Origin of the sequence: Methylobacter psychrophilus, from assembly GCF_025583945.1 — a bacterium.
Lineage (GTDB): Bacteria > Pseudomonadota > Gammaproteobacteria > Methylococcales > Methylomonadaceae > Methylobacter_C > Methylobacter_C psychrophilus.
The window spans coordinates 16,641-29,300 of the sequence record NZ_JAOEGU010000005.1; the positions used below are offsets into that span (position 1 = coordinate 16,641).

The window sequence follows — 12,660 nt, forward strand, 5'->3', positions numbered from 1 at the left end:
CCGTTAATAAATCATCTTGTCAGAACACAGCATTAACATGTAATATCTGTGGCAAAGATATTAGCATAAAATATTTACTCTTGATTTGCAAAGATTACTATAAATCTTTTACTGAAAAATAAAGGACAAGCTCATGAACAGACAACCCGCAGTCGCAGGAACTTTTTATCCTTCCAACCCGATACAATTACATCAAATGCTGGACAGTTATTTAAACGAGGCTGAAACGAGTGCGAAAACTCCCAAAGCCATTATTGCTCCACATGCCGGCTATATTTATTCAGGTCCCGTTGCTGCAACGGCCTATGCCCGATTAAAAAAAGCGCATGACTTGATTACCCGCGTTGTTATTATTGGCCCTTCTCATCGCGTTGCTTTTAAGGGACTGGCGGTAAGCAAGGCGCAAGCATTTATTACCCCGTTAGGCTCTATTACTGTCGACCAGAAAGCCATAGAAATGATAGCTAAACTCCCCTTTGTTGATTACCTTGAGGAGGCCCATACCCATGAGCATAGCCTGGAAGTCCATTTGCCTTTTTTACAGGAAATGCTGGATGATTTTACCATCGTACCCATTGTCGCTGGCGATGCCTCACCGGAACAAGTGAGCCAGGTTATTGAAACACTGTGGGGCGGCAATGAAACATTGATTGTTATTAGCTCTGACTTGAGTCATTATCACGACTATGAATTCGCCAAACAACTCGACAAAGCAACCAGTCAGATCATAGAACATCTGCAATATGAACGGCTTGCTGATGGCTCCGCCTGCGGTAAAGTGCCGGTAAGCGGATTGTTAAAGCTGGCACGGGAAAAATCACTCACTATTAAAACAGTTGACCTGCGCAACTCCGGCGATACCGCTGGAGATAAAAACAGAGTCGTAGGATATGGCGCTTATGTCATTGAATAAAGAACATCAACAACAATTGCTGAATGTAGCCAAAAGCTCCATTCAGCATGGTTTGCAAACCGGTCGGCCATTGACAATTAATTTAGCCGATTTCCCGACTGCATTGACTGAACATCGGGCTACCTTTGTTACCTTGCAAAAAAACCATCAACTGCGCGGTTGCATTGGGATGTTGGAAGCAGTCAGACCACTGGTTGAGGACATTGCAGAGAATGCTTTTTTAGCCGCTTTCAAAGATCCTCGTTTTATGCCTCTGACAGAAGATGAATTCGGTGAACTGGAAATACACTTGTCCATACTCACACCAGCAGAAGCGGTTTCATTTACCTCTGAACAGGACTTAATAACCCGACTACAGCCTGGCATAGATGGTTTAATATTAGAAGAAGGTCGAAAGCGTGGAACCTTTCTGCCTTCAGTATGGGAGCAATTACCCGAGCCTGAAGAATTTCTACAGCATTTAAAACAAAAAGCAGGATTAGCACCCAATTACTGGTCGAAAAATATCAAAATTTATCGCTATCGAACCGAAATGATAGGTTGAGTATTTATAATTGATGCAGCTCATATCTACTGCAAACATACAGTCCACGAAAGACACAAAAAAATGACTAAAGAAACAGGCAAAAAACCATACTATCAATTACAAGCAAGGTTCTGTTAACGTTTTGTCTAAAAAATTAAACCAAATTTTTCAATTAGATAATTTAAAATGTAATTTTTTAATCATAATTTTCTTAAAGCAGCAAAACGACCAATTTTGGTTATTTTCTGAGTGGCCTGTAAAAAAATGCGCCTTGTATAGTAGATATTGACTGTGATAAAGTTTGGTTACGTTATTGCTAATATTGTTTAAATTTCTTTATCACCACTCAAGTCCGATTGTTTTCTTTTTCCCGTTCAAGCCATCGTTCTAAATGTTTTACCCCGCTTTACCAGTAACTCGGTTATTTTAATAACTGAAATGGAAAAATTAAAATGACAATTTACCGACTATGTTTATTCAGTTTTTTAACTGTTTCATGGATGTTCCTAAGCGGCTTTAACAAGCCAATTGCTAATACCATATCAACTCAGGAAATGCAGAAAACAGAACTTGAACTCCAATCAATAGAGACCAAAAATACCCGTAAAACGCAGCCAAGAAAACAGGCAACCATTAACGTGGCAGATACCCGTATTACTGATGAAAACCCTGTTGAACGTGACGAGTTTGATAGAACCCTTGATCTTTCCGTACCGTTTCAAGGCACTGAAAATACCGGTCTGAAAAATAAGCAAAAATCAGCAACACAAAGTCAAATGACTAATATTTTTGCCCCGGAAACCGAAAAAAATCATGGGCCGCTAGAATTAAATGGCAGTTTTTTGATGTCTCCAGAACCGGAAGCCGGCAAACAAAAAACGGTAGATGGGGCCGGCTTTGTTATTAAACTTAAACCCTGATAGCAGCAATAGTTCAATAGGCTACCCGTATCTTCTTTATATCCTACAAGTTAACAATCATAAATGCCGGATTCAATCCAGCCATTCAATAATATGGTCTTCCAAGTCCAACCCAACAGATTCTTTAATGGCATAACGTCTAATTGAAACACCCGCTTTTTTAACACTGTTGGTGTTTCCCGATATTAGCGGATGCCATTTTGGCAGCTCTTTACCATCGTTGAGTAAGCGGTATGCACAAGTCGAAGGCAACCAATGAAATTGCGTAAAGTCATCTTGTTTTAAATTCAAACATTCAGGAACCAATCGGGTACGTTCACTATAGCGAGTACATCGACAGGTCTTTAGATTAATAAGCTTACAAGCTACATTGGTGAACACTATTTCACCGGTATCCTCATCCTCAAGCTTGTGTAAACAACATTTACCACAGTTATCACACAACGATTCCCATTCCTCGGTAGTCATTTCAGGCAGTTTCTTGGTTTTCCAAAAGCTCATAGAAAATTTTAATGATTAATCAATTAGCAAAATATCGGCTTATGTTATCCCAAACAAAAGGACGAAGTTTAAATATATAGGGTACTAAATTGATTAAGACTGTTGGGCTTGCCCCATAAGGAATAATACAGCTTAATCAACGAAGGCGTCTGATAGTGTCTTTTTATACCTGATCAATTTCCTGATCCAGGTTTTCTAAAGCCAGTTGATCCAGAATTTGTCTAAAATGTGCATAACCTTGAATATTTAATACACCAACTTCGTTTAAAACCGCTTGAAAATGGCCCGCAGCACGTCCTCCGACAATAATTGCAACGTTATTACCCATCAATTTTTTAAGTCGTCGTAGCTCTTTCGCTACAATATGATCATCGGTAGCAAAGCTAAGACTAAGCGTTAAGGCACAGGCATTGGTATATTTCACCCCGGCGGCAATTTCTTCGGCAGGTAGATTAGCCCCCAGGTAAGTTACCTGCCAACCGCTAAGTTCTGCCATAATAGCGGCCAGTAAAGCACCCAGTTCATGCAATTGGCCAATCGGTGTACTAACAATCATCCTGGGTGCATTAGCAGCACATGGATTATTGTTACGCAAAATATAAGTCAAAGAACGAATCACCGATGAAGTCATGTGTTCATGAACCGGTCTCAGCTCACCTAATTTCCAGCGCTCACCAATCTTGCTTAACAAAGGCGTCAGCAAGTGCTCAATAAATACTTCAGTCCCCAACTCTACAATCGCATTTTCAAAGTGCGATTCCAGTGCTTTAGCATCAAAAGCTAAAACTGCGGCATAGCATTTTTCAATATAATCTTCGGTAAGATAAATTCTGTCAGCAACTAAAGGAAGAACACGACTAAACGTTTTTGTTATTGCATCGGGTTCATTTTTTATAAGCTTTTTTAGATCATCAAGAGAAAATTGAGCAATTTGACTGATACTATGGCCATTGCTGGTGGCTTCATTGAGTAATTTTAAGCGGGCAATGTCCTGATCGGTGTAAACCCGATGCCCACCTGAGGTGCGTGAAGGTGTGACAGCCTGATAGCGACGTTCCCAAGCTCTGACAAGATCAGATTTAACCCCTGATCTTTTCGAAACGGTACTAATTAAATATTGCGCTGAGTCATCGTTAATACCAGTCATAGCTTGCTTCTTTGCATAAAAAGTTAAAAACCATAGTAACATAAAGCTTTACAAAACATTGACAAAATTATGACAGTGGTACTGTCAATATAAAAACCGCCAATGATTTTAGATTATTAACTGCAAACTTCTAAAGGCAGAGTTTACATGCTGTTACCAACACACCTGTGCAAAAAACGTATAATGTTAGCCAATCAGCTTCCAAGCTATTTTTCGCCAGCACTTTGAGCCTTTCTTTATGTCACTAAAAATCGCACTTGCACAAATCAATTTCCTGGTTGGTAATATAGCCGCCAACGTTGATCACATCATCGAAGCTGCTGTTTATGCCCGTGATCATTTACATGCCGATATGATTGTCTTTCCTGAACTGACTATTACCGGCTATCCTGCAGAAGACCTGCTATTGCGCGCTGATTTTATTACTGCAGCCAACAACGCCATTTATCAACTTGCCGACCGTATTGCCGACATTGCCTTGGTAGTGGGTTTTCCTGAGCATGACGGTGATAAGCTTTACAATAGCGCCGTGGTTTTACATCAAGGTGTTATGCTCGCCTGTTACCGTAAACAGGCACTGCCTAATTATGGCGTGTTTGATGAGCAACGCTATTTCACTGCCGGGAATAAACCTTGTGTATTTGAGTTTAATGGGACTTTCATTGGCCTGACGATTTGCGAAGATGTCTGGAAAAGCGGCATTATTGATGCGACTAAACAAGCAGGCGCAGAATTACTGCTAACCCTCAACGCCTCACCGTTTAATTCCGGAAAAATCCATCAACGCGAAGCCATTATTTGCCAGCAGGTTAAAGCCGCCCAAATTCCTCTGATCTATGTTAATCAAGTAGGCGGTCAAGATGAGTTAATTTTCGACGGCGCTTCATTTGTTACTGATTCACAAGGCAACATTGTTTTTCGGGCCGAAGAATTTAAAGAACAAATCAGTGTCATTGATTTTGACGACAATCATCCGGTAACCAGTACCTGCGCTCCCCTTTACAATGAAATTTCCAGCGAATATCAGGCTCTGGTACTGGGTATTAAAGATTATGTCCGCAAGAACGGTTTTCAAGGTGCCATTTTGGGCTTGTCCGGTGGCATTGATTCAGCGCTGGTTTTGGCGTTGGCGGTTGATGCGCTCGGGCCTGATAAAGTTGAAGCCGTGTTAATGCCCTCCCGTTACACGCAAGATATGAGTAATGAAGATGCCGTGCTTCAAGCTGAAATACTGGGTGTGAAATATCACACAATTCCCATAGAACCTGCCGTTAATGCCTTTACGGGGATGTTGGCCGAGGTTTTTCAAGGTACCACTAAAGATACCACGGAAGAAAATATTCAGGCACGTTGCCGCGGGGTTATTTTAATGGCACTCTCCAATAAACAAGGCAAACTGTTACTGACTACCGGTAATAAAAGCGAAATGAGTGTTGGTTATGCAACGCTTTACGGTGATATGGCCGGTGGCTTTGCACCTATTAAGGATGTGCCTAAACTTCTGGTTTATCAATTGGCTCGTTATCGCAATACCCTGTCAGAAGTTATCCCAGAGCGAGTCATTATCCGTCCACCCTCTGCCGAATTAGCGCCTGATCAAATCGATTCAGACTCGTTACCGCCTTACGAGGTCTTAGACCCTATACTGGAACGTTATGTGGAGCTGGATCAATCCGCTGAAGAAATTATTGCTGCAGGATTCAGTCGCGAACATGTCACCAGAGCCATTAATTTGGTAGATAGAAATGAATACAAACGCAGACAATCCCCTCCCGGCATCCGCATTACCAGTCGAGCATTTGGACGCGATCGGCGTTATCCCATTACTTCTGGCTACCGAGGAATTTAGTCCTGTTGTCGAATTCTCTGAGACAAGTTTCGTAAACCGACTAAGCGTATCGTAATCTTGAAAGCCTGTTATCTTTCTCCATTCGTCCTGAGCTTGTCAAAGGATAAACGGAGAAAGGACAAGAAGCACAGAAACTTTAGTGGCGTTGGAGTAGTATTTGTTTGACGGCTTTTTGACCAAAAAAATAAAATCATTTAACCATTAATTGATGATGGATTGGCGATTAAGCGAATCAGTCATCAATACTCGGCATCATGATAAATATTTTGCACGTCATCCAACTCATTGAGCATATCCAAAAACTTTTCAAACAATTCCAGATCATCACCGCTAATGGGTGTAACAGTTCTTGGCAAAAATTGAATTTCATCTACCTCAAAATCAATTTTGCCTAACGAATCCATTAAGGCTTGCTTGGCCTTAAAGTAGTCAGCCTGGGGCGTAAAGACGGTGACTTTGCCATTGTCACTTTCAATATCAGTAACATCTACATCAGCCGTTAGCAAGGCATCAAGAACAGCATCCTCATCATCATTTTGAAATGCCAAAATAGCGGCATGATCAAACATATGGCTAACCACACCTTGAGTACCAATCTTACATTTTGTTTTGGTAAAACACTGACGCACATCACCAAAAGTACGATTAGGGTTGTCGGTCAGACAATCAATAATCACCATGCAACCACCGGGGCCAAAACCTTCATATCGGGCAGGAGCAAAATCTTCACCGCCGCCGCCTTTGGCTTTCTCAACGGCTTTTTCAATAACGTGGGTTGGTACCTGATCTTTCTTGGCCCGATCAATCAATCCCCGTAATGCCAAATTACCATCCGGATCGACACCACCGGCTTTAGCACATACATATATTTCACGGCCATATTTACTGTAGACCTTTGCCTTGGTATCAGACGTTTTGGCCATAGACACTTTACGGTTTTGATAGGCTCTACCCATTTTATTACTGCTCCATTGACAAATAAAAATAGGCAAATTTTACAGATAAGTCATTGCCTAGGGAATCTTTTAATCACTTGGCCAATCGTAAGCTTCTATTTAATTAAAAACAAACTCGCTAATCCCAGAAAAATAAAGAACCCCATTGAGTCGGTAATAGCGGTTAATATAACGCTGGTGCCTACTGCAGGATCTTTACCAAATTTATGCCGTAGCAATGGAATGCCAAGACCGACCACTACAGCAACCAACAGATTAATAAACATGGCAGTTGTCATAACGGCAGAAAGCGCTATATCCCGATAAAGCAACAAACTCAACAATCCCATAATCAAGCCAATAAAAGTACCGTTAATAACGGCAAGGGTGAGTTCTTTTTTTATCAAGCGTCTTATATTGCTTGGCGTGATTTGTCCTAAGGCTAATGAGCGAATAATCAGCATACTGGTTTGATTACCGGTATTACCTCCCATCGCTGCAATAATCGGCATCAATGATGCCAGTGCCACCAGTTGCAAAATAATATCCTCAAAGACGCCAATAATACGCGTTGAAGCAAAGGCTGTTGCAATATTGATTAATAACCAGCCCCAGCGGTTTCTGGCGCTTTTCCAGACACTGGAAAACAAATCCTCTTCTTCGCCGACACCCGCCTGAGTCAATAGGTCTTCATCCGTTTTTTCGCGGATAAAATCGAGTATATTGTCAACACAAAGCCGCCCCTGTAGCTTGCCGTCTTTATCGATGACCGGTGCGGAGATCAAATCATAACGCTCAAATGCCCGTGCCGCTTCGGCGGCTTCCTGGTCAATCTGAAAGCGGATAAAATCGGTCACCATAACATCGGCCACCTGATGGGAGGGCGGATGCGTTAGTAAGCGTTGCAGTGGCAATATGCCTTGGACTTTATCGTACTGATCGACGACAAATAATTTATCCGTGTGACTGGGTAATTTGCCGAGCTTGCGGATATAAGCAATGATTGCTTTTAGATTGAGATCAGCGCGTATGGTAATCATGCCAAAATCCATCAGCGCACCGACCTGATTATCTTGATAAGAAAGAATGGCATTTAAATGTTGGCGATCCTTACTATTTAACGACCGGAGAATCTTTAGCATGGTTCTCTTGGGAAGGTCTGCGGCAAGATCCGCTATTTCATCGGTGTTTAATTTACCGGCGACTATTGCCAGTTCTTCCGCTTCCATACCTGAAATGAGGGTATGTCGAACTGCATCGGATACTTCCAGTAAAACTTGTCCGTCATGTTGGTTTTTAATCGCATCCCATAGCGTCTTACGCTGATCCAGGGGCAACGATTCAAGAATAAAAGCAGTATCTGCCGGACGTAAAAGGGCAAATTTTTCCTGAAGACGAACTTGATGCTGATTTTGCAACATCGCTTCAACCAGTTCGTGATTGGCTCCAGGGCCACGCTGAACGAGGGATTTTTCCAACTGCTGCTTTTCCAGCAGGGTAATGACATCCTGTAGCTGATGCTCCAGAAACTGTGCAGAATGAATTTTTTCAGAAGTTTGCATAGTACACTGCTCTTTAATGATTAAAGATTGTTGTTTGATCTGCTCCTGGAACAGATCAAACCGATGCTGGTTTTTTGCTTCTCAAACTGGCCTACCGCCTTTTTTGAACCTCGTCTTTCAACAAAATCCTAAACCAGCACCATATTATCCCTGTGTATCATTTCCGAATCATCCGCATAACCGAGAATTTTCTCAAATTCCGAACTGCTCTTACCGGCTATTAATTGGGCATCCATATTGCCATAATTAACCAGTCCACGAGCAATCTCCAAGCCACTTTCATCCAGACAAGAAACCAATTCGCCCCGCTCAAACTGGCCTGAAACCGCTTTAACACCGACAGCAAGCAGACTTTTACCGGCACCTTTTAATACCTTAACTGCGCCAGCATCAAGAACCAACTGCCCTTTAACTTGCAACTGACCGGCAAGCCAGCGCTTTCTTGCAACCAAAGGCTCAATATCAGGTAAAAAGTAAGTTCCCAGATCAATGCCTGACATTACCTTGGCAATGACATCATCAACGGCACCCGCAGCAACGACTGTTGCAGCGCCTGACCTGGCTGCCAGGCGTGCCGCGCGGACTTTAGTATACATACCACCCCGACCCAAGCCGCTACGACTATCACCGGCCATCTTTTCCAGTCGATCATCATTAACGCTAATCTCGGAAATTAATTTTGCATCAGGATACAAACCAGGATCACCGGTAAATAAACCTTGTTGGTCCGTCAGAATAATTAACAACTCCGCCTCAACCAGATTGGCAACCAAGGCCGCCAACGTATCATTATCACCAAAACGAATTTCTTCAGTAGCAACGGCATCGTTTTCATTAATAACCGGCACTACGCCAAACTTTAGCAAGGTCAATAAGGTGCTACGGGCATTTAAATAACGCTGCCGGTTAGACAAGTCATCATGCGTCAGCAATACTTGCGCTGCCTGTAAACCATGTTGCTGAAAATTATCATCAAAAGTTCGCACCAGCCCCATTTGACCGACTGACGCTGCCGCCTGTAACTCATGCAATAGCTTTGGCCTTGCCTTCAAGCCCAAACGACTCATACCCTCAGCCACTGAGCCTGAAGATACCAGCACCACATCAATTGATTGCTGCCTTAAGCCCGCCATTTGCTTAACCCAGGCAGTAATGGCCACTTTATCAAGCCCTTGACCGCCTTTGGTTAGTAAAGAACTACCTATCTTTACAACAACTCGCTTAACGTTGGTAAAATCATGCCTGCTCACTGTCGTTCCGTCGCTGTTCTTCCAAAAAGTTCATAATGGCAAACATTAAGTCTCTGGTACCCTTGCCATTAATTGCCGCTATTTTAAATACGGGAGCAGTCCAACCCAATTCATCAACAATCGCCTGACAACGCTCATCTATTTCATCATAAGGCAACCTGTCAATTTTATTCAATACCAGCCAACGCGGCTTATTGGCCAAATCATCACTCCATTTCTCAACTTCATGAATAATTTTTCTGGCAGCCTCTACCGGCGTATCCATACTCTCGTATGGCGCCACATCAACCAGATGCAACAATAACCCGGTACGTGACAGATGCTTAAGAAATTGTAGGCCAAGACCTGCACCTTCCGCAGCACCTTCAATAACGCCGGGAATATCGGCAATAACAAAACTGCGTAAATCATCAACACTGACCACACCCAAATTTGGGTGTAAAGTAGTAAACGGGTAATCAGCGACTTTGGGTGTTGCAGATGATACCGAGCGTATCAAGCTGGATTTACCGGCATTAGGCATTCCCAACAAGCCGACATCGGCAATTAAGGTCAGCTCCAAAACGAGTACGCGATGCTCGCCTTCAGAGCCTTTACTGGCTTTTTGTGGCGCCCTGTTAACACTACTTTTAAAACGAGTATTACCCAAGCCATGAAAGCCACCTTTGGCAACCAGTAAAGTTTCGTCAACTTCAGTTAAATCACCAATGACTTCGCCGGTTTCCAAATCAGAAACTTTGGTTCCCAATGGCACCTGTACATAACAGTCTTCACCTTTTCTACCGGTACAATTACGACTCATGCCATTTTGACCACGCTGCGCCCTATGCACGGCATGGTATCTAAAATCTACCAGTGTATTGACATTCTCCACTGCAATTAAATAGACACTGCCGCCGTCGCCGCCGTCGCCGCCATCGGGTCCTCCCATAGGGATATACTTCTCACGCCGAAAACCAATAGTACCATTACCACCATCACCCGCCTCTACACGAACTTCCGCTTCGTCAATAAATCTCATAACTTACACGCCACACTTAAAAACCAACCGATAAAAACAAAAAAAGCCCCGTCATTAAAGGACGGAGCTTTTTTAAATATGTCGGGTTACGCCAAAGCGAACCCGACCTATATAAGTACTTACTATAATGCAGCTATAAACTTTATGCAGCAACAATACTGATAAATTTACGACTTTTAGGACCTTTAACTTCAAAAAGCACTCTACCATCTGCCGTAGCAAACAAAGTATGATCTTTTCCGCATCCTACATTATTTCCTGGGTGAAACCGGGTTCCACGTTGACGAACAATAATGTGTCCTGCTGTCACCAACTCTCCACCGTAATGCTTAACGCCCAAGCGTTTTGCATTAGAATCACGTCCGTTACGGGTACTACCACCAGCTTTCTTATGAGCCATCTATATAACTCCTATATCTTAAGCAGAAATGCCAGTAATCTGGATTTCTGTATAGTATTGACGATGCCCCATTTGTTTCATATGGTGCTTACGTCTTCTGAATTTGATTATTTTGATTTTATCATGTCTACCTTGAGACAAAACAACCGCTGTAACCTTGCCGCCTTCAATAAAAGGCAAGCCGACTTTGACAGCATCGTCTGTTTGAATCATTAGCACTTTATCAAATTCAATGCTGTCGCCTGTGCCCAGCTCCAGTTTTTCTATTTTTAAGTAAGTACCTTCTTCAACGCGGTACTGTTTACCACCTGTTTGAATTACCGCATACATCTGAGCAAGCTCCATCAAGCATTAATCTGTTAAAAGTTAACGGACAATTGTATTTTCAAACACAAGTCTAGTCAACTAAAATTTATACCAACTAAATGAATTGATCCATTTAATGGCAACACAAGAAAGCTATCGACACCAGCATACTTTATTCAATAGCACGGGCAGTTAACTTTCTATTGGGTTATAATAACTCAATAAACTTGTATTTTATAGTTATGACTATGAAAAATAACCAAACCTTACGCAATCAGCACTAAATCAATGGCATCGCAATCACAATTACCTTCGAACACTCTGGCACCCATTGATTTTGACTTAATCAAGAATTTAACTGCCACTGAAGCCAAAGCAGTCGATCAGCTTATTATTAATGAGCTACATTCCGATGTTATTTTAATCAATCAGATGGGGCATTATATTGTCGGCAACGGCGGAAAAAGATTACGGCCCATGTTGCTGTTGCTGGCTGCCAAAGCATTAGGCGGCGCTAACGAAAATCATCTGATACTTGCGGCTGTTATTGAATTTATTCACACGGCGACACTGCTGCATGACGATGTTGTTGACGAGTCCGATCTGAGACGCGGCAAAGAATCCGCAAATGCCGTATGGGGTAATGCTGCCAGCGTATTAGTTGGCGATTACCTGTATTCCAGCGCCTTTGAAATGATGGTACGCACAGGCAATATGCGCGTCATGGAAATTCTCTCAAAAACTACGACGGCCATTGCCGAAGGCGAGGTATTGCAGCTATTAAATTGTAATAACCCCGAAACAACAGAAGCAAAATATCTCGAAGTTATTGCCAGAAAAACTGCCATTCTATTCAGCGCAGCGACCAGATTAAGTGCCGTTTTAGCAGGTGCACCTTCGGAAACAGAAGAAAGCTTGGCAAAATATGGACAGCACCTTGGCATTGCCTTTCAATTGATTGATGATGCACTGGACTACAAAGCCAGCCAGGAAGATCTGGGAAAAAATCTCGGTGATGACTTGGCCGAAGGCAAACCAACCTTACCTTTAATTTACGCCATTCAAAAAGGTAATGAAACCGAAGCAAAAATAATCATTGATGCCATTAAAAATGGAGATCGAAATGCATTCAATGAAGTTTATGCCATCGTGCAAAGCACCAAAGCTATTGTATATACCGAACAACGGGCGGATGAAGAAGCTGAAAAAGCCATTAATGCACTAAGTGTTTTACCCGCTTCCGAATACAAAGAAGCATTAACTTTATTGGCAAAATTTTCTGTTCAGAGAAATTACTAAAAAACATACACGAAATTACTTGAGCATTAGA

At 42.3% G+C, this 12,660-nt stretch carries 13 protein-coding genes; 5 read left to right on the forward strand and 8 right to left on the reverse strand.

Translation table 11 applies throughout. From position 1 onward, the window contains the following. Positions 1 to 133: 133 nt before the first annotated feature. The 3 genes from amrB (at position 134) to N7974_RS03985 (ending at position 2,359) form a co-directional block, all read left to right on the forward strand. Positions 134 to 913, forward strand: a complete 780-nt coding sequence (gene amrB / locus N7974_RS03975) for an AmmeMemoRadiSam system protein B (protein ID WP_262964363.1) — start codon at positions 134 to 136, stop codon at positions 911 to 913. Beyond that, positions 900 to 1,457 carry an AmmeMemoRadiSam system protein A gene (amrA, locus tag N7974_RS03980; protein ID WP_262964364.1) on the forward strand — a complete coding sequence of 186 codons (558 nt, stop codon included), beginning with the start codon at positions 900 to 902 and terminating at the stop codon, positions 1,455 to 1,457. Before amrB ends, amrA begins: the two co-directional genes overlap by 14 nt. A gap of 434 nt (positions 1,458 to 1,891) precedes the next feature. Next, positions 1,892 to 2,359, forward strand: a complete 468-nt coding sequence (locus N7974_RS03985) for a hypothetical protein (RefSeq protein WP_262964365.1) — start codon at positions 1,892 to 1,894, stop codon at positions 2,357 to 2,359. A gap of 72 nt (positions 2,360 to 2,431) precedes the next feature. On the opposite strand, the gene N7974_RS03990 is transcribed toward N7974_RS03985, so the two are convergent. Then, positions 2,432 to 2,860 (reverse strand): YcgN family cysteine cluster protein, encoded by a 429-nt coding sequence (locus N7974_RS03990; protein ID WP_262964366.1) that lies wholly within the window; start codon positions 2,858 to 2,860, stop codon positions 2,432 to 2,434. A gap of 163 nt (positions 2,861 to 3,023) precedes the next feature. Continuing rightward, positions 3,024 to 4,007 (reverse strand): MerR family transcriptional regulator, encoded by a 984-nt coding sequence (locus N7974_RS03995; protein WP_262964367.1) that lies wholly within the window; start codon positions 4,005 to 4,007, stop codon positions 3,024 to 3,026. Between the two features lie 238 nt (positions 4,008 to 4,245). Between N7974_RS03995 and N7974_RS04000 the strand changes: the two genes are divergently transcribed. Further along, on the forward strand, positions 4,246 to 5,856 hold the full coding sequence (locus N7974_RS04000) for an NAD+ synthase (protein WP_262964368.1): 1,611 nt from the start codon (positions 4,246 to 4,248) through the stop codon (positions 5,854 to 5,856). A gap of 239 nt (positions 5,857 to 6,095) precedes the next feature. Here the strand turns inward: N7974_RS04000 and N7974_RS04005 are convergent, their stop codons facing one another. The 6 genes from N7974_RS04005 to rplU all read right to left on the reverse strand — a co-directional run bounded on the left by N7974_RS04005 (position 6,096) and on the right by rplU (position 11,354). Further along, positions 6,096 to 6,812, reverse strand: a complete 717-nt coding sequence (locus N7974_RS04005; protein WP_262964369.1) for a YebC/PmpR family DNA-binding transcriptional regulator — start codon at positions 6,810 to 6,812, stop codon at positions 6,096 to 6,098. A gap of 95 nt (positions 6,813 to 6,907) precedes the next feature. Then, the gene (mgtE, locus tag N7974_RS04010) at positions 6,908 to 8,353 is read right to left on the reverse strand and encodes a magnesium transporter (RefSeq protein ID WP_262964370.1); all 1,446 of its coding nucleotides are present in this window, start codon (positions 8,351 to 8,353) and stop codon (positions 6,908 to 6,910) included. Positions 8,354 to 8,481: 128 nt separating this feature from the next. Continuing rightward, a complete protein-coding gene (proB, locus tag N7974_RS04015; protein WP_262964371.1) occupies positions 8,482 to 9,603 on the reverse strand; it encodes a glutamate 5-kinase in 1,122 nt (373 codons plus the stop codon). Beyond that, positions 9,590 to 10,624: an Obg family GTPase CgtA gene (cgtA, locus tag N7974_RS04020; protein ID WP_262964372.1), complete on the reverse strand. Its 1,035-nt coding sequence runs from the start codon at positions 10,622 to 10,624 to the stop codon at positions 9,590 to 9,592. Before cgtA ends, proB begins: the two co-directional genes overlap by 14 nt. Before the next feature lie 142 nt (positions 10,625 to 10,766). Continuing rightward, positions 10,767 to 11,024: a 50S ribosomal protein L27 gene (gene rpmA / locus N7974_RS04025; RefSeq protein ID WP_243219736.1), complete on the reverse strand. Its 258-nt coding sequence runs from the start codon at positions 11,022 to 11,024 to the stop codon at positions 10,767 to 10,769. 18 nt (positions 11,025 to 11,042) lie between these two features. Beyond that, positions 11,043 to 11,354, reverse strand: a complete 312-nt coding sequence (gene rplU / locus N7974_RS04030) for a 50S ribosomal protein L21 (protein ID WP_262964373.1) — start codon at positions 11,352 to 11,354, stop codon at positions 11,043 to 11,045. 264 nt (positions 11,355 to 11,618) lie between these two features. Here rplU and ispB point away from each other — a divergent pair, with 264 nt between their 5' ends. Further along, complete coding sequence (ispB, locus tag N7974_RS04035; RefSeq protein ID WP_262964374.1) at positions 11,619 to 12,629, forward strand: octaprenyl diphosphate synthase; 1,011 nt, start codon at positions 11,619 to 11,621, stop codon at positions 12,627 to 12,629. Positions 12,630 to 12,660: the final 31 nt, after the last annotated feature.

Excerpts from the sequence above, each read along its gene's own strand:
- rpmA (WP_243219736.1), bottom strand. The coding sequence starts at position 11,024 with ATGGCTCATAAGAAAGCTGGTGGTAGTACCCGTAACGGACGTGATTCT.
- amrA (WP_262964364.1), top strand. The coding sequence starts at position 900 with ATGTCATTGAATAAAGAACATCAACAACAATTGCTGAATGTAGCCAAA.
- ispB (WP_262964374.1), top strand. The coding sequence starts at position 11,619 with ATGGCATCGCAATCACAATTACCTTCGAACACTCTGGCACCCATTGAT.
- cgtA (WP_262964372.1), bottom strand. The coding sequence starts at position 10,624 with ATGAGATTTATTGACGAAGCGGAAGTTCGTGTAGAGGCGGGTGATGGT.
- amrB (WP_262964363.1), top strand. The coding sequence starts at position 134 with ATGAACAGACAACCCGCAGTCGCAGGAACTTTTTATCCTTCCAACCCG.
- N7974_RS03995 (WP_262964367.1), bottom strand. The coding sequence starts at position 4,007 with ATGACTGGTATTAACGATGACTCAGCGCAATATTTAATTAGTACCGTT.
- N7974_RS04000 (WP_262964368.1), top strand. The coding sequence starts at position 4,246 with ATGTCACTAAAAATCGCACTTGCACAAATCAATTTCCTGGTTGGTAAT.
- N7974_RS03985 (WP_262964365.1), top strand. The coding sequence starts at position 1,892 with ATGACAATTTACCGACTATGTTTATTCAGTTTTTTAACTGTTTCATGG.
- N7974_RS04005 (WP_262964369.1), bottom strand. The coding sequence starts at position 6,812 with ATGGGTAGAGCCTATCAAAACCGTAAAGTGTCTATGGCCAAAACGTCT.
- mgtE (WP_262964370.1), bottom strand. The coding sequence starts at position 8,353 with ATGCAAACTTCTGAAAAAATTCATTCTGCACAGTTTCTGGAGCATCAG.
- N7974_RS03990 (WP_262964366.1), bottom strand. The coding sequence starts at position 2,860 with ATGAGCTTTTGGAAAACCAAGAAACTGCCTGAAATGACTACCGAGGAA.
- rplU (WP_262964373.1), bottom strand. The coding sequence starts at position 11,354 with ATGTATGCGGTAATTCAAACAGGTGGTAAACAGTACCGCGTTGAAGAA.